At 50.9% G+C, this 15734-nt stretch carries 15 protein-coding genes, 1 pseudogene and 1 riboswitch; of the genes and pseudogenes, 2 read left to right on the top strand and 14 right to left on the bottom strand.

Annotated features, from left to right (window positions below; translation table 11 throughout):
- The first annotated feature begins 138 nt into the window (after positions 1-138).
- Positions 139-1236 (top strand): hypothetical protein, encoded by a 1098-nt coding sequence (locus tag HMPREF1141_RS15270; protein WP_009066164.1) that lies wholly within the window; start codon positions 139-141, stop codon positions 1234-1236.
- A 239-nt stretch (positions 1237-1475) separates the two neighbouring features.
- Here HMPREF1141_RS15270 and HMPREF1141_RS15265 read toward each other — a convergent pair whose 3' ends face one another.
- The 11 genes from HMPREF1141_RS15265 to HMPREF1141_RS15210 form a co-directional block, all read right to left on the bottom strand.
- The gene (locus HMPREF1141_RS15265; protein ID WP_009066202.1) at positions 1476-1742 is read right to left on the bottom strand and encodes a hypothetical protein; all 267 of its coding nucleotides are present in this window, start codon (positions 1740-1742) and stop codon (positions 1476-1478) included.
- A gap of 328 nt (positions 1743-2070) precedes the next feature.
- Positions 2071-2538 (bottom strand): 6,7-dimethyl-8-ribityllumazine synthase, encoded by a 468-nt coding sequence (gene ribE / locus HMPREF1141_RS15260; protein WP_009066166.1) that lies wholly within the window; start codon positions 2536-2538, stop codon positions 2071-2073.
- Positions 2539-2562: 24 nt separating this feature from the next.
- Entirely contained in the window at positions 2563-3762 is a 1200-nt protein-coding gene (locus tag HMPREF1141_RS15255) for a bifunctional 3,4-dihydroxy-2-butanone-4-phosphate synthase/GTP cyclohydrolase II (RefSeq protein ID WP_009066237.1), read from the bottom strand.
- Positions 3763-3774: 12 nt separating this feature from the next.
- The gene (locus HMPREF1141_RS15250) at positions 3775-4413 is read right to left on the bottom strand and encodes a riboflavin synthase (RefSeq protein WP_035317280.1); all 639 of its coding nucleotides are present in this window, start codon (positions 4411-4413) and stop codon (positions 3775-3777) included.
- On the bottom strand, positions 4395-5495 hold the full coding sequence (gene ribD, locus HMPREF1141_RS15245) for a bifunctional diaminohydroxyphosphoribosylaminopyrimidine deaminase/5-amino-6-(5-phosphoribosylamino)uracil reductase RibD (protein WP_009066137.1): 1101 nt from the start codon (positions 5493-5495) through the stop codon (positions 4395-4397). Before ribD ends, HMPREF1141_RS15250 begins: the two co-directional genes overlap by 19 nt.
- 145 nt (positions 5496-5640) lie before the next feature.
- A riboswitch (FMN riboswitch) is annotated at positions 5641-5755 on the bottom strand.
- Between the two features lie 159 nt (positions 5756-5914).
- Complete coding sequence (locus tag HMPREF1141_RS15235; RefSeq protein ID WP_009066177.1) at positions 5915-6421, bottom strand: DsbA family protein; 507 nt, start codon at positions 6419-6421, stop codon at positions 5915-5917.
- A 76-nt stretch (positions 6422-6497) separates the two neighbouring features.
- Positions 6498-6698 (bottom strand): hypothetical protein, encoded by a 201-nt coding sequence (locus HMPREF1141_RS15230; RefSeq protein WP_242824619.1) that lies wholly within the window; start codon positions 6696-6698, stop codon positions 6498-6500.
- Positions 6699-6712: 14 nt separating this feature from the next.
- On the bottom strand, positions 6713-7612 hold the full coding sequence (locus HMPREF1141_RS15225; RefSeq protein WP_081488029.1) for a YIEGIA domain-containing protein: 900 nt from the start codon (positions 7610-7612) through the stop codon (positions 6713-6715).
- 124 nt (positions 7613-7736) lie between these two features.
- Complete coding sequence (locus tag HMPREF1141_RS15220) at positions 7737-8225, bottom strand: (2Fe-2S)-binding protein (RefSeq protein WP_009066214.1); 489 nt, start codon at positions 8223-8225, stop codon at positions 7737-7739.
- A complete protein-coding gene (locus tag HMPREF1141_RS15215; RefSeq protein ID WP_009066218.1) occupies positions 8212-9051 on the bottom strand; it encodes an FAD binding domain-containing protein in 840 nt (279 codons plus the stop codon). Before HMPREF1141_RS15215 ends, HMPREF1141_RS15220 begins: the two co-directional genes overlap by 14 nt.
- The gene (locus tag HMPREF1141_RS15210) at positions 9048-11378 is read right to left on the bottom strand and encodes a xanthine dehydrogenase family protein molybdopterin-binding subunit (RefSeq protein ID WP_009066196.1); all 2331 of its coding nucleotides are present in this window, start codon (positions 11376-11378) and stop codon (positions 9048-9050) included. Before HMPREF1141_RS15210 ends, HMPREF1141_RS15215 begins: the two co-directional genes overlap by 4 nt.
- A gap of 101 nt (positions 11379-11479) precedes the next feature.
- On the opposite strand from HMPREF1141_RS15210, the gene HMPREF1141_RS15205 reads away from it, so the two are divergent.
- The gene (locus HMPREF1141_RS15205) at positions 11480-12727 is read left to right on the top strand and encodes a hypothetical protein (protein ID WP_009066151.1); all 1248 of its coding nucleotides are present in this window, start codon (positions 11480-11482) and stop codon (positions 12725-12727) included.
- Positions 12728-12775: 48 nt separating this feature from the next.
- On the opposite strand, the gene HMPREF1141_RS15200 is transcribed toward HMPREF1141_RS15205, so the two are convergent.
- The 3 genes and pseudogenes from HMPREF1141_RS15200 to HMPREF1141_RS15190 all read right to left on the bottom strand — a co-directional run.
- Positions 12776-13477, bottom strand: coding sequence for a hypothetical protein (locus HMPREF1141_RS15200; protein ID WP_009066145.1), 702 nt, complete (start codon positions 13475-13477; stop codon positions 12776-12778).
- A 363-nt stretch (positions 13478-13840) separates the two neighbouring features.
- Positions 13841-14653, bottom strand: a complete 813-nt coding sequence (locus HMPREF1141_RS15195; protein ID WP_009066187.1) for an enoyl-CoA hydratase/isomerase family protein — start codon at positions 14651-14653, stop codon at positions 13841-13843.
- 478 nt (positions 14654-15131) lie between these two features.
- Positions 15132-15734, bottom strand: a pseudogene (locus tag HMPREF1141_RS15190) (calcium/proton exchanger); the annotation flags it as partial.

Raw genomic sequence — 15734 nt, 5'->3', positions numbered from 1 at the left:
AACAACGGACGCTGCCTATCGTCAAGGCCCGATCCACCGAGATATTTATTTTTCAGAATATAGGTACTGGGCATACCGACCATGCATAGTATGATAAAGGAAAAATACACATACTGTTAAGTATTGCGAGGTGCTACTATGGCAGATAATCTGGTTCGTCACATGTTCCCCGGAAACAACAGCAGCCAAGGCTTTTTCTCTTATTTCGCTTATATATTGCCGCCGACAAAGGCCAGGCGTATCTATTGTCTGAAAGGCGGCCCCGGCGTGGGCAAATCTACCTTTTTAAAGCGCATCGGCGAGCGGATGGCGCTGGAAGGATTCCATCTTGAGTACATGCACTGCGCGTCAGACCCGGATTCGCTGGATTGTTTGGTGATTCCGGCGCTGGGCGTAGCGCTCATCGACGGCACGGCCCCACATGTCACTGACCCGGTATACCCCGCCGCTGTCGACGAGATCATCAATTTGGGAGAGTATTGGAACGCGGAGGCTATCCGCCAGAACCACGATGAGATCATTCGTATCAACGCGGATATCAAGCGGCAATACAAGCATGCCTATCAATACCTTGCGGCGGCCAAATGCCTGATGGATGATATTTTGGAAACGCTCGAATCCGCAACAGAGAAAGCCGGCCCGCTTCTGCAGGCGCAGCGGATCATCGACAGCGAACTGGAGAAAGTGGCGGTAACCGGCAGGCTGGGCAAAACCCGCCGTCTGTTTGCCAGCGCCATCACTCCATCGGGTGTTGTCAATCATCTGGAATCGCTGGCGAACAGCGCAGACAAGGTGTATTCCATCCGGAGCCTGTGGGGCGTCGGCGTGAACGAAATGCTGAAAAAAGTGACCGACGAGGCGATATTTCGCGGACTGGACGTAGAGCTGTATTACTCCCCGCTTACGCCGGAAACTCGTATCGAGCATGTGCTGATTCCGGAATTGAAGCTGGCGTTTCTCTCTGAGAAAGACGGCTTCGAGCTGAAAGACCGCCGCCAGACGATACTGGATCTGACGCAGTATATCGACCCCGCGCTGACCGAACCGCAGAAGGATGCGACAGAGTTCAACTCTAAAACATTTGATACGCTGCTGGGCGAAGCCTTAAAAGCGCTTGCCCAAACGAAAAAGCTGCATGACGAACTGGAAGGGCACTACATCCCGCATATGGACTTTGAGCGCGTACAGCAAAAGGAAGAAGAAATCTGCGAACAGATTCTGGCGCTGGCAAAGTAGCTGGACTGCTATAACTATATGCTTGTATCCCTATCGAGTATGTGCTGAACCCTGATTCATTCCTCTTTGAATACCCTCCTTTTGATGTTTCCCTGCTGCCGGAAGCATCAAAAGGAGTTTTTTTGCCCTTTTTCCCGTGAAGGCTTTAGGCTCCGCCTTTATCGTCGGCGGCTGTTTTACAAATAGAAATGCCCCTGTCCGCATTCAAGCATTACGGACAGGGGCATTTCATAGAATATTCAGTTGGATGTGCCCTGATGGGACTGCTGGTTCAACTTGCGGGCTTCCTGCTCAGCCGCAGAATTCATGCTGCTTACGCTGGAAGTGCTCTGGCCGGACGAACTCTGGTGAGACTGCTGGTTCAGCTGACGAGCTTCCTGCTCAGCCTTGGAATTCATGCTGCTCACGCTGGAAGAGCTCTGGCCGGATGAACTCTGGCTGGACGCATTCTGGCGGGACTGCTGATTGAGCTTCTTTGTGTTTTCTAAATTGTCATTTGTATTCATCCTAATAATCTCCTTTGAAATCAAAGTACGCTTTTAGTCTTATCCAAAATCCAGAAATTATTTGTTTATTCGCAAATAATTTTTTATTTCATGATAAATTCTTGCCAGCCAATCATTGTATTCTGCCGTGCAGTCCAAACGCAATGGTTGAATCTGTTTTTTGCCTGCGACGAATTGACTGAAACAATAGAGATCTATTCCAAAAGCACTCACTTTTTATCCTCTGGGGATTCCAAAGCGGAAGATTACTATTATGAAGAAGGCAAAGCATCTGCCCTGTTTTATTTTTTGATTCAAACGAAATGGGTCTGTTCCAGTTGGTTCTGCTTTATTCTTCGATTTCACGAATCAGGTTGACCATTTCAATCGCGCCGACAGCGCAGTCAAAGCCTTTGTTGCCCGCTTTTGTACCTGCCCGTTCTATGGCCTGCTCAATATTTTCCGTGGTCAGCACTCCGAACATAACGGGAATATCGCTGTGCAGGGAGACATGGGCGATCCCCTTCGATACCTCGCTGCACACATAGTCGTAATGGCTTGTGCTGCCCCGGATGACCGCACCAAGGCAGATGACGGCATCATACTTCGCGCTTTTGGCCATCTTAGAGGCGATCAGCGGAATTTCAAAAGCTCCGGGAACCCAGGCGATGTCAATATCGCCCTCCCCGACCTCATGGCGTTTCAGTCCATCCAGCGCACCGCTCAGCAGCTTGCTTGTGATAAACTCATTGAAACGGGCGGCGACAATGCCGATGCGGATGTTCCTGGATACGAGTTTCCCTTCAAATGTTTTCATACCTGACTCTCCTTTATTTCAATATCAAAAGTTCAAAAGATGACCCATTTTCTCCTGCTTCGTTTTCAGGTAGAACAGATCGTGTGCGGTGGCGTCCATCTGGATTGGAACGCGCTGCACGATCTCCATCCCGAAGCCGGAAAGCTGATAGACCTTATCCGGATTGTTGGTGAGCAGGCGCAGGGTCTTCGCCCCAAGGTCACGCAGAATCTGCGCACCGATGAAATACTCCCGCAAATCCCCCGAAAAACCCAGCGCGAGATTTGCCTCCAGCGTATCCATCCCCTGATCCTGGAGCGCATAAGCGCGCAGCTTGTTGATCAGCCCGATCCCGCGGCCCTCCTGACGCATGTAAAGCAGAATGCCGCGGCCTTCCTTCTCGATCTGCGCCATAGCCGCCGCGAACTGCTGACCGCAGTCGCAGCGCTCAGAGCCGAACGCGTCGCCGGTCAGGCACTCGGAATGCACACGGCACAAAAGGTTTCTGCCGTCGCCGATTTCCCCTTTCACCAGCGCCACATGGTGTTCGCCATTCAGCTTGTTGATGTATCCGTAAATTCTGAAATCACCGTACTTTGTGGGAAGGGATGCGCAGGCAACCTGCTCAACCAGCTTGTCATTTCTTTTGCGGTATTCCTGCAGGGCTTTGATGGTGATCATTTTAAGGCCCCATTTTTTCGCCAGCTCCATCAGCTCCGGCGTACGCATCATGGTTCCGTCTTCCCGCATGATTTCACAGCACAGGCCGCATTCCTTCAAACCGGCCAGCCGCATCAAATCCACCGTGGCTTCGGTGTGCCCATTCCGCTCCAGAACGCCATTTTTCTTTGCCGTCAACGGGAACATATGGCCGGGGCGGCGGAAATCCTCCGGCTTTGCGTTTTCCTCCACGCATTTCATGGCGGTGATGCTGCGCTCGGCGGCCGAAATCCCGGTTATGGTGCTCGTGTGGTCAACAGAAACCGTGAACGCCGTTTCATGGTTATCTTTATTGTCGCTGACCATCTGGGGGAACTGCAGCTTTTGACAAAGCGCTTTGCTCATGGGCATACAAATAAGGCCCTTACCGTGCACCGCCATGAAGTTTACGTTTTCCGTAGTGGCAAACTCGGCGGCGCAAATAAAATCGCCCTCGTTTTCGCGGTCTTCATCATCGGTAACCAGAATGATTCTGCCCTGCCGAAGCTCTTCCAGAGCCTCTTCAATGGTGCTGTACTCCAACATGTTATTTCCTCCTTAAAAGCCGTGTTTTGCAAGAAATTCTGTCGTGATCGCCGTCTTTGGCGACTGGGAACCCAGAAGCCGCTCCACATATTTTGCAATACAGTCGTTTTCCAGGTTAAAGATGTCGCCGATGCGTTTTTCAGGCAGAATGGTCTGTGCCGCGGTATGCGGTATGATGGATACGCTGAATCCATCGTTATGAACTTTGGCCACTGTCAGGCTGACACCGTCGATGGCAACCGAGCCTTTTTCAATGATGTACCTTAGAATAGGGGGGCCCGTTTTCACGGTGTACCAAATGGCGTTATCGTCCTTTGTTATAACGGAAATTGTTCCGGTGCCGTCGATATGCCCCGAGACAATATGCCCGCCGAACCTACCGTTTGCGGGCATCGCCCGTTCCAGATTGACCGGGCTTCCCGCACGCAGGCTCCCCAGAGAAGAACGGTTCAGGGTTTCATGCATCACATCGGCGGTAAAGCCGCTTTGCGAAAAGGAAGTAACGGTAAGGCAGACGCCGTTGACCGCGATGCTGTCCCCAAGGCGAATCCCCTCCAGAATCATTCTTGCGTCAATCGAGACGGCGGCGGAATCCCTGCCCTTGCGGATGCTCTGTACTTTGCCGACCTCTTCTATGATCCCTGTGAACATGCAAGCACCTCGCTTTCCCATAAAATATCCTCCCCGAGCTGTGTGATCGTCGGCTTGCCCAACCGGAAAGCCTCCTGCGGGGAATCGACCCCGGGGCCCGCCACCGGCGTTTTTGCGCTGCCGCCAAACAGCTTGGGGGCAATGTAAGCCTGAATCCGGTTCACGATCCCGCTTTGCAGCGCAGACCAGTTCAAGGTTCCGCCGCCCTCCAGCAAAACACTGTCGATTTTTCTTTCGCCCAACACCCTCATCAGACAGTTTAAATCAATGTGGCCTTCTTTTTCGGGAATTACCACAATATCGCAGCCCGCCTCCAGATAAGGCCGGTGTTTTTCACGGTCTGTTACCGCTGTGGCAAGGAGCGTACCGGCTATCGCTGTCGATGTGATGAGCCTCGCCTGCAGCGGTGTTCGCAGACTGGTATCGCAAATGATCCGCAGGGGATTTCTGCTGTTTTCCATCCGGCAGGTCAGGAGGGGATCATCCGCGAGAACAGTGCCGACACCCACCATGATGGCAGAATACCGGTGCCGGTCTTCATGAACGCGCCGGCGCGCCGCTTCCCCGGTAATCCATTGGGATTTACCCTGATGTGTGGCGATTTTCCCATCCAGCGTCATCGCGTACTTCATCACCACATAAGGCGTCCCTTTTTGAATGTAGTGAAAGAAGCTCTGGTTGAGCGCGTCGCATTCGTCTTTTAATCTGTTTTCCGTCACCTCGATTCCGTGGGAGCGCAGAATCGCAATCCCCTTCCCCGAAACCTGCGGATTGGGGTCGCGGGACCCGATCACCACCCGGCGAATGCCGCTTTCCAGAATGGCGTCGGTACAAGGCGGCGTTTTGCCGTAGTGGCAGCACGGCTCAAGGGTCACATAGATCGTGGCGCCGGCCGGAGGGGATTCACAGCTCGCAAGCGCGTTTCGTTCCGCATGGAGCGCACCGTACTTTTCGTGATACCCCTGCCCGATGATCTGACCGTCCCTTACAATCACCGCGCCCACCATCGGATTGGGATTCACCCATCCGCAGCCCTTCTTTGCAAGTTCGACGGCCAGGCTCATGTATTCCGTATCCGTCATATCACACCTCCAAAAACAGAAATACCCTGAACAAAATCGTTCAGGGCATTTCTGCGGCACAGAGAGTAACCGATGATGAAATAAAAAAACTCTGGAATAAAACTATTCCAGAGCAAAATTTCATACACACAGTTATCCTGTATCCATTTATCTTCTTTCATCCAGACTATACTGTCGGCTTCGGAGTTACACCGAATCATGCCTTGCGGCTCGTGGGCTTTACCACCGGTAGGGAATCGCACCCTGCCCTGAAGATCCTTATTCAATTACATTTATCATATCACTTGTTTTGTATTTGTCAAGAAAAAAGCGAATCAAAGGGAACCGTTTTATAGGAACAAGGCTCTGTCTTTTGAACGTAAAAAACGGAATTCCCTCTTTGTTCTAAGTGAATCTTCTATTGCGCGCTCGCATGGATTTCACCCATTTGCCTGATCCAGAAAACGCCGGAGCTGTTCCTTGGAAACGCCGACATTTTCAACGGCATCTATCTTTCGGCCTTCCATCCGGTATGCCGGCACGACCCACACGCCGGAGCGCTCAAACGCAAGCTGATTCGACTCCGCCAGCGCCTTTTGGTAAGTCCCCTGCTGCAGCGCCAGCCGGAAAGCGTCCGCATTGACGAGATCGCGCACGGAATCAGTGAGCACATCGACGCTCTCAATATCGATACGATCTTTCAAAGCCGCCCGATACATGCGAGCATGGTACGCCAAAACATCGACCCCGTTTTCCAGAGCGAAGAAATAACCCTGTATACACAGGTCGCTGTGCAGGCCATATCGGTCAGGCCTGGGGTGTGCTTCGCAGGGGCGCCAAACGACGCTGATGTCAGGATACTGCGGCATAAGCTCCGTTAAATACTCGTGCGCCCGAAGGCAATAAGGGCAGGCATAGTCAAAGAACACTTCTAATTCCTGTTTCATTTCATTCACCCCATTCACAGAATAAAACGGAGAGCGAAAAATGTCAAATTGTTTTTTGCCGACCTTTTCCTTTCGATCATAAGCCCATTACGATCATTGCGTCGCCATTCGGAAGATGAACCACACCGGCTTCAAACAGCCTGGCCATTTCCACGATCATCCGCTCGCGCTGCTCCTGATCCTGAATGTGCAGGCACAGCGGGTCCCCGCCGACAATTTGATCCGGCTGATTTGTAAAGTACACCAGAATCTGCGGGTCGTTTGTCATTTTCCTCATTCCTTTCCTGATTCCTAACGGGACATGATCCTGCGTACCTTGCGGCTGTTTTCCAACACGGGCGTATTTTGGATCGCCGCTATCATCCGCCCGATATCGCGGTCGACCGGCACCAAAGCGATCACCATCTTATCCTGCTCCACACTTCGCTTGACATACTGATACGTCTTGACACCCAGGGTGCTGGCCGCCTCATACAAAATGGCCTGCCGCTGCCCGGCGTTTTCCAACGTGGCACGAAACTGCTCTTTTTTGGGGGTAATCACAACGCCCAGCCCCTGTTGGAGAAATAATTCCCGCGCAACGGGCGAGCCTGCCGCACCGGTGACGTAAACATCGTCGACAAATAAGTTGGAACCCTGTATTTGAATCTTCCCCTGCTGAATAACGCAGATATCCCCCACCCGTTTTCCGCGCGTAAACCGTTTGAGCAAAAATACCGACAGCATCCCCAGCGCGGCGGCCGTGATCACCGCAAGCGCGCGCGGCAGGCTCTCCATCAACAACACGACGGAGGATGCGATCATAGAGGAAATCATTGAAATGTAGTTTCGCGCCTCATAGGTTTTTGAAATCCCGTCGATATACGCGTCCCCGCGGCGGGCATACCCGGAAAGCTCCAGATTGTTTAAACTCTCCTGCTCCATTTTGCGGATATCCCGAAAATGCTGTACCGCCAACGCCAGAAAGGTAAAGGCCGCATAATCCTTTTCCAGCAGCGCGGGAATGGCGACAGCCCCCAGCGCGGCGGCAATAAACCCGGCAAACAGATGGATGAACTGACCGTCAGGATAGGTTGGCGTCTGCCTATAATCCACCACCAGCGTGATGGCACGCGCGATCGTGCCCACCACAATTCCCAGCCCGATTGCCCAGGCATATGTGATGCTCAACATCTCCTCATGAATTGGCATTCTCAAAGCATCCCCCAAACTTGTATCAGAATCGTGTAGTAACGGAAAATCTCATCTTGTGCCCTCTTTGCCGCTCCTCCGCTGTCAAAACAGCTTGCGGATAAGGAAAAGCGGTGCGTCTGATTCAAATATCAGCGCCCTGCAAAGAATCATACATCAAATGAACTGCTTTTCTGATCTCCTGGTAGCTGGTGCAGCGGCACAGGTTGGACTGCAGCCATTCTTCTATGACAATTTCGTCCGGCATGATGGGGTGCTGCGTCATCAACGCATGACACACCATTAAAAACCCGGAGGTGCAGTACCCGCACTGAAATGCGTTTGCCTCTACGAAGGCTTTTTGTACGGCCGCTTTGCCGCCGAGCCCCTCTACTGTGGTGATTTTTTTATCCTGAGCCTCCACCGCCAGCATAAGACAGGATTTTGCCGGCCAGCCGTCGACCATCACCGTGCAGGCGCCGCAGTCGCCGTTTTTGCACCCCGCCTTCGCACTGGTCAGCCCGAGCTGTTCCCTTAATACATCCAGCAGGAGGTCGGAGGGTCTCACCATTACCTCGTGAGAATCCCCGTTTACATTGAGCGATATGACTGTTTTTCCCTCAAGCTCTATCATTCTGCCATGCCTCCAACAACTCGCACAATGTGTTCCTGAATACAAAGGCCCGGTACTCACTCGAGCCTTCCACGTCATGATAAGGCGGCTCCGGCAATAATTCAGCCGCTTTTTCCGCGCGAATCTCGGGCGAGAGCCCATGATCGTTCAGCACAGCCTCTATCTGACTGCTGCGGAAAGGCCGGGAGCAGATTCCGGAAAACGCCGTACGCAGGACGTCATCCTTCCAGATCGCAGTGACATTGACCAGCGGATAATCGATTTTTTCCTGGGCGGTCTTTTTGATATGGGCATGACGCGCCTGCAGTGCCCACACGGGAATATGCACCTGTACGATCCATTCCCCCTCCTTTAGCTGGACTCTGCCGTCAAAGATGTTCTGAAAAAGAACCCGCCGAATTCCATCCGGCCCGCTGGTGGTCACCTCTGCGTCGGATAACAGCAGCGGCAGGCTTGTCTCACGATAAATAATGGTGCCGCACAGATTCCCGCCCAACGTAATTCTGCATTGGTTGGTGTGATCCGCGATCCGGCCGCAGGCAAGCCCCAGCAGCGGAAACAGCTTTGATTCCTTGATCTGGTTGAGCGTGCAGGCCGCCCCGATATTCAAAAAGCAATCGTCTTTTTCTAAAACCCTGCATTCGGGAATGTTTTTGATATCGACGACCACGTCGGGATGAATGCTGCTTACCCGGCACATCGTAATGATTTCAGACCCGCCACCATAGCAAATGGCCTTTTTATTTTCGTTTTGATACCGTTTGAATGTGTCTGTCACTTCGTTCAGCGTATCGGGACGACAATAAACAAAATCAAATGGAATCATGGCTTCTCCTTCTGTGATGCTTTCCATATATTTTCCGGAGTCAGCGGCAGCGTTACCTCTTCTATCCCGAACGCATTGGACAGCGCGTTCCCAAGTGCGGCCGGAATGGCAATAAGCCCATGTTCGGCATAGCTGCGCATTCCATAGGGGGAATCGTCCTGCGGCGTTTCCACAAAGTCCACCTGATAATCCGGCTCCTGCCCAACATGCATCAGCTTATAGGTGCGCAGAGTCGGCGCCTGCGGTACCCCCTGGCTGTCATAAGAAACGGCTTCCCGGCTTGCCATGCTCATTCCCATTGCCATTCCGCCCGCTACCATGGAGCGCATCGATTCCGGATTGATCACCTTTCCAACATCCATCACGGTTAAAGCGGAGACAATACGATAGCTGAAGGTCGTGATGTCCGCTTCGACCTCCACCACCTGAGCGCCGAGCGTCCACGCAGGCCCCGTTTTCCCTTTCCCCGTTTGGGGATCGAGCATACTGAGGCCTTTGAGCATCATTCCGCCCCGCCCCAGCACCGGCTCCCCGATCGACGTGCCGTCGGGCGCCTGATACCCCTGCGCAATATCCTTGAACTCGATGAAGCGCTCCGGATTCCGAATGGAATAAACGCGCCCGTGAGACACCTCAATGTCTGAAATCGGGCGGCCAAAAACCTGTGACCCGTTGCTTCGAAGCTGCTGCAGCAGATCGTCGGCAGCACGCAAAACAGCCTTCCCGGCCATATATTCGGTCAGGCTCGCTACCGTTTTCCAATGCTCCGGAGCTGCACGGGTATCAACGCTCAGCACCACGTGTACCTTTTCGCAGGGGATACCCAATTTTTCCGCGAGGATCTGCGCCAGATGGGTCTGGCCATTGGAGCCCATCTCGACAACCCCGGTAACCAGATTGACACTCCCATCTGTGTTAAAGGTGACGGTGGCCCCCGAAATGGCATCGGTAGGGGGATTTTCGGTCTTCCAAAAGCAGGCTATCCCCTTTGCCTTCACCGTATTCTGCTTGATTGCGGTTCTGCTCCCGGCATCCCATAACGAGAGCTGCCTTGCCCTACTGAGGCATTTTCTCAAATCGCCGATCAGGCTTTCGGTATACGGCACCTGCGTTGGGGTGGTGCTGCCTGCGTGAATCGCGTTGCGGTAACGGAACTCCAGAGGGTCCCGCCCACAGCGCTTTGCCAAAAGATCGATCACCCGCTCCATGCAGAAGGTGTACGATTCATGCGCAAAGCTCCGGTAAGCGGTTGCATAAGTATGATTGGTATACACGCACAGAGAATCGCACAACACATGTTCCATATGATAAGGTCCAGTGCAGTCTGCCGCAATGGCCTTTGCCATATACGGCGAAATATCGGTATACGCACCGCAGTCCAGGCGGAAGGTCATCTGAGCCGCCTGGATCTTCCCATCTTTGTCCGCGCCGATTGTAATATCTGCCTCCAGCCCGATCCGGCTCGGCGGAGCAGCCATATCCTGCTCCCGTGTGATGATCAGGCGAACCGCCTTGCCCCCTACACTTTTGGAAGCCAAAAACGCCAGTATTTCCAACATGACGGCAGATTTTCCCCCAAACCCGCCGCCGATAAAGGGGACTGTCACCTGTATCTGCCCGGCCGGTATCATGAATGCGCCCGATATCTGCTGACGCACCGCATAGGGTGACTGAGAGGACGTCATGATCCGCACCTGGCCGTCTGAACTGATTTCCGCGCGCGCCGTACGCACCTCCATTGCGAGGTGGTCGGAAGGCGGCAAAGAGAATTGCTTTTGAACGATATATTCACATTTTTTCAATGCTTCCGGGGCATCGCCCTTCTGTATATGGTAACGGCTGGCGATATTGGTTCCTTCTTCGGGGTAGATATCCGTCAGCATTCTTTTATATCCGGTTACTTTTTCATGAATCAAAACAGCGCCTTGCGACAAAGACTCGGAAGGCGTTAATAAAACCGGAAGAGGCTCATATTCCACTTCGATCAGCCGCACCGCATGCTCCGCGATGGATTCTTCCTGTGCGACCACAAGGGCGACCGGTTCCCCGGCATATCTCACCACATTCTGCGCCAGAGCGGGACGATCCAAGAGCAAAGGGCCGTGCAATTCCTTAAAATCGTCACCCGTCAGGATCGATTTTACCCCTTTGACCGCCGAAGCCTTGGCCGTATCGATCTTCAGAATACGGGCATGTCCATATGGGCTTGTGAGCAGTCTGGCGCAAAGCACCCCCGTGGTGGGAAAATCATCCGTATACTGGGCGAAACCGGTGACCTTCTCCCACGCATCCTTACGCTGTATGCTTTTTCCGATGGCCGTAACCATATCACACCAACTTTGCATCAGTTTAATCTTTCTTAATCGTATATTTCCAAAAATTATAGAAAAAATGTAAGAAAGATAATAAAGAAAGAAGGATTAAACCAATGAATCCCTTTCAGCAAAAGTCTGGCCATGTTGCAGACGGTATTCTAAACTGGTCCTCTGTGTACCCGACGCCTTATAACAAAATGACAGTCGACCCCTATACGAAGGTTCGCATCATACTGATGAATGGAATTGAAGTAGAAGCCGCATTATTCAAGCACCAATTTCATCGAAACTGTCCCAATAATGATCTGCGGCGCGAATTGGCTCTGTCCCGCCGTGTGGAGCAGCAGCAGCAAAAACGCATCAACTGGCTCAAGCCGATCGATGAGACACAACTGGAAACGACCATTGGGTATGAGCATGTCGCTGTCGATTTAACGGCATGGCTGGCACAAAATGAGCCGAACAGCTACGTAAAACAAGCCCTGGACTTTGCCCTTTTAGAAGATTTTGATCACTTATACCGCTACTCCAATCTTCTTGATCTGGATTCCCAGATACCCGCCCAGCAGCTGGTGAAAAGCTATGTGGATATCACCCCGGGGCGCCCGACAATCGCTGAACACCGGTTCCCGTATGAATCCGTCAAGCATCCTGTCGACTTTAAAACGGCGGATATCCGCACGATGCTGAACACGCTGATCATTACGGCCGGCGAGCAGCAGACCATGAACTTTTATATGAATGTCGGCAACACCTATTACAACGATTTGGGCCGGCAGCTTTATTTGGAAATTGCAATGATCGAGGAACAGCACGTCAGCCAGTATGGCTCGTTGCTCGACCCGAACGCCACTTGGCTTGAAAACCTGCTGCTGCATGAATACACGGAATGTTACCTGTACTATTCTTTCTATCAGGATGAACTGGACCCCAATGTCAAATCGATATGGGAGCTTCATCTGGAGCAGGAAATCTCGCATCTGCACAAGGCGGTGGAGCTGTTAAATCAATATGAAAAGAAAGACTGGCAGCAAGTCATTCCCGGCGGAGAATTTCCGAAGCTCTTACAAATTCACGATACCAGGGACTATGTCCGGCAGGTGCTGAAGGATCAGATTTGCCTGACCGCAAACAGAGAAAATTTTGTACCTGTTGATCAGCTCCCGCAGAATCACGAGTTTTTTATTTACCAGAATCGCGTAAACAGCGATGTGAATGCGGTAGCAAGCCACAATGTGATTGTACAGCATCAAAACAAATTCAACGTCGATTACCGCGCGGAATCAAAACCGAATCCCGTTCAAGGACTGATAGACAACACAAAAGATAATACCGAGATTGCTCGTACTCCTGCCGTATAAATACAAGTAAGAAAAAAGCTCCATCCTCAATTGAGGATGGAGCTTTTTTCAAAGGAACAATTCAAGAGCGATGTTTGCAACAAGCAATATACAAATGGTACTGCTTCTGATCACGGGCCTTAGACGGAGAGGAATGCGGTTTGAAGAAGATTCTATCTTTTTTTCAATCAGCCGGATGGGTTTGAAAAGGAAACTTCTAAAGTAGTATCCGATTGTAATCAAAATACTTGTCATCAGGTTTTGCACCACAAAGAACGTGATGAATTTCCCTGTATCGGCCACTACTGAAACTTCGCGTATCCAGTCAGGAACGATGAACAGCAAATATACGGTGTACAATAACCGCCAGCCGATGTTCATGAGAAGAATCATACCCGCGTTTTGAAGGATATTGCTCGATTTTCCACTTTTCATTCTCTGGAACACATAAATGATTGCAGCCATTGCCAGAGCTTCAAAAACAATAGAAATAGCCGGATTGATGACTTTATCGATACGCCCCGGCAGCATCAGGTTCAGCAGTTTGATTGACGAGCATAAGATTCCTACCCATATAATCGAGGATATTTTATTGGTGACGCGGTATACGTTCGCCATAAAAAAGCACGCGACAGGGTACCATACGAGCCAGCTCATACTAAATGATATCAAATGCAGTAAATATCCTACCGTAGCTTCAAATATCCCCCACAAAGCGCCCCATAGGAATATGTAGTACAAATCGTTTTTTCCGTTCTCTTTTCGTTCCAAAATTCTCTCCTCCATATTTTTTTAATAAATATATGAAATTCTATAAAAAAATATTTGAAAAAGAATATTTATTTTTCAACGAGGCCGATTATGACATCGATCCCACTTATTTCAGCTCATTTGAAGAACAAATGATATGAACAGGGGCGGCGTTCTGTATTACCAAATGATCGTTCCTATCATAGGGTGATGTTCTTTTGCAAAGACTCCCTTTTTGTATATTTGTTTCAAAATTTAAAAGTAAGAACAGATCACGCACTAATCTGCTCTTACTTCCGCCCGAAGACGAAGAACCCGGCCTGCGCAATAGTGCAAGCCGGGTTCTTCGATATAAGTACAATACATTGTTTTACGAACCGATAATTATTTTTTGCTGGACTTTTGATTCAGGCGCTCCACCAGAGCAGCCGTCCGCGTGCGGTAATCATCCAGCTCGGTCACAATTCCCATGAAGGAAGATACCAAATCCAGTGAGGAGCGCAGCGTGCTCTGCTCGCTCTGGTCAATCGCGCGTTTTGTCAGCCGCATGGCCTGCTGCGGCGCATCCATCAGCCTCTGAATATACTGTTCAACATAGTCATCCAGCTGGTCATCGGGCACAACATGTGTAACAAGGCCGATTCTTTCCGCTTCAGCGCCCTTGAGCACCCGTGCAGTCAAAAACAGATCAAGCGCTTTGTCCCGCCCCACTAGGCGCGGCAAAAAGTAGGCGCCGCCGTCGCCAGGCACGATTCCAACGTTGAAATAACTTTCTGAAAACGACGCGCTTTCCGAAGCAATGCGGATGTCGCACATCAGGGCCATATCCAATCCTGCCCCCACAGCAGAACCATGAATCTTCGCGATAACCGGTTTGTCGATTTCCTCCAGAATCAGCGGGATGCGCTGAATCCCCCTCCAAAGAACGTTTTTTCGGGCAAGCGCAGTGGAAGTAATATCGTCATTACTCTCAAAGAAGCCTTCCCCGGCCGCCATGGCCTTTACATCCCCCCCTGCGCAAAACGCCTTTCCGTTTCCCGACAGAAGAACGACGTAAATATCATCCCGATCACGGATATCCTCCAGTGCAGCTGTCCAGAGTTGAATCATCTCCTCACTGAAACAATTGAGATGCTCTGGGCGGTTCATGGTAATGCGTGCCAAATGATCCTTTACCTCATAAATGAAATCCGGCATCTGGTTGTACCTCTCTTCCCATTGGCAGTATTGGCATATGCAGTTAGATAAAGCAAGTGCTCCCTAGTATTTTCACCTTTCAGAAGAACTCCGTGCGCTATTGTCGATTCAAATTGTTCGAGTGACTTCTGCATATCTTTTTTCCAGTTTTCTCGGCCTGCTATTAATTTGTTTTTACAAAATGGAAAGCTTTTTATTGTTCGGCACACTCATGGTTTTCCTTATTATAGAAAGAAAATGTTAGTAAAAATAAGATTACATTCAATTCCAATTTATGTCAATATCGAAAAAGATTTAAAACATAAAAAGATTTCAGGCTCGGTTCACTTTTTAAAAAAAATTAGTAAGATACTTTTTCCTATCAATTTCTCACCCTTTTCTATGAATCGGCAATGGGCGCAAACGGGCCTGTCTGGTTGTAAAAATGATGCCCGGCTATACAGTTGAAATGAAAAAGTGAACAGTTCTTTGAGGATATTTAAGTTCCAAACACCAGAAAGGCCCCGGCTAAAACAATATAGGCGACCATGAGCTCTGCGCCCTCCAGCCAGTTGACCTTGTGATCCATAAACACCGTGGCGGTGAGGATGACGCTGATGACAATCCCGAGCAGCTCCATCGAGGTATAGACATATTCCATCGTATTCCCGAGAATCGCGCTCCAGATGACCATGAGCGGCGTTACGAACAGCGCGATCTGCATGCTGGAACCGACCGCGATCTCGATGCTGATGTTGATCTTCCCCTTGATCGCCATAAGGCACGCAGAAGCATGCTCCGCCACGTTCCCCAGTATGGGGATCAGGATGATGCCGATGAACGCTTCCCCCAGACCGAACTGCTCTGCGGCACCCTCCACAGTACTGACCAGGATTTCACTCATCACAGCCACGGTCACCGCCGCCGCGGCCATAATGACGACACCCTTTTTCAATGACCATTCCGGTTCTTCCTCTTCCTCACCGTCGTCGGTATCCTCTAAAAAGATATCCCTGTGCGTAATCAAAGAGAAAATCAGCCCCAATATGTACAGCACAAGCATGACGATCGCCAGCGCAAGACTGAATTCCTTTACCGCGTT

It is taken from the genome of Clostridium sp. MSTE9 (genome assembly GCF_000277625.1).
Classification (GTDB): domain Bacteria; phylum Bacillota; class Clostridia; order Oscillospirales; family Acutalibacteraceae; genus Faecalispora; species Faecalispora jeddahensis.
Note: the sequence above shows the minus strand (reverse complement) of the source record. Positions and strands in the feature narration are given on the sequence as shown.

Excerpts from the sequence above, each read along its gene's own strand:
- HMPREF1141_RS15235 (WP_009066177.1), bottom strand. The coding sequence starts at position 6,421 with ATGAAACAGGAATTAGAAGTGTTCTTTGACTATGCCTGCCCTTATTGC.
- ribE (WP_009066166.1), bottom strand. The coding sequence starts at position 2,538 with ATGAAAACATTTGAAGGGAAACTCGTATCCAGGAACATCCGCATCGGC.
- HMPREF1141_RS15250 (WP_035317280.1), bottom strand. The coding sequence starts at position 4,413 with ATGTTCACAGGGATCATAGAAGAGGTCGGCAAAGTACAGAGCATCCGC.
- HMPREF1141_RS15225 (WP_081488029.1), bottom strand. The coding sequence starts at position 7,612 with ATGCCAATTCATGAGGAGATGTTGAGCATCACATATGCCTGGGCAATC.
- HMPREF1141_RS15255 (WP_009066237.1), bottom strand. The coding sequence starts at position 3,762 with ATGTTGGAGTACAGCACCATTGAAGAGGCTCTGGAAGAGCTTCGGCAG.
- HMPREF1141_RS15205 (WP_009066151.1), top strand. The coding sequence starts at position 11,480 with ATGAATCCCTTTCAGCAAAAGTCTGGCCATGTTGCAGACGGTATTCTA.
- HMPREF1141_RS15210 (WP_009066196.1), bottom strand. The coding sequence starts at position 11,378 with ATGGTTACGGCCATCGGAAAAAGCATACAGCGTAAGGATGCGTGGGAG.
- HMPREF1141_RS15195 (WP_009066187.1), bottom strand. The coding sequence starts at position 14,653 with ATGCCGGATTTCATTTATGAGGTAAAGGATCATTTGGCACGCATTACC.
- HMPREF1141_RS15265 (WP_009066202.1), bottom strand. The coding sequence starts at position 1,742 with ATGAATACAAATGACAATTTAGAAAACACAAAGAAGCTCAATCAGCAG.
- HMPREF1141_RS15270 (WP_009066164.1), top strand. The coding sequence starts at position 139 with ATGGCAGATAATCTGGTTCGTCACATGTTCCCCGGAAACAACAGCAGC.
- HMPREF1141_RS15215 (WP_009066218.1), bottom strand. The coding sequence starts at position 9,051 with ATGATTCCATTTGATTTTGTTTATTGTCGTCCCGATACGCTGAACGAA.
- HMPREF1141_RS15230 (WP_242824619.1), bottom strand. The coding sequence starts at position 6,698 with ATGAGGAAAATGACAAACGACCCGCAGATTCTGGTGTACTTTACAAAT.
- HMPREF1141_RS15220 (WP_009066214.1), bottom strand. The coding sequence starts at position 8,225 with ATGATAGAGCTTGAGGGAAAAACAGTCATATCGCTCAATGTAAACGGG.
- ribD (WP_009066137.1), bottom strand. The coding sequence starts at position 5,495 with ATGACGGATACGGAATACATGAGCCTGGCCGTCGAACTTGCAAAGAAG.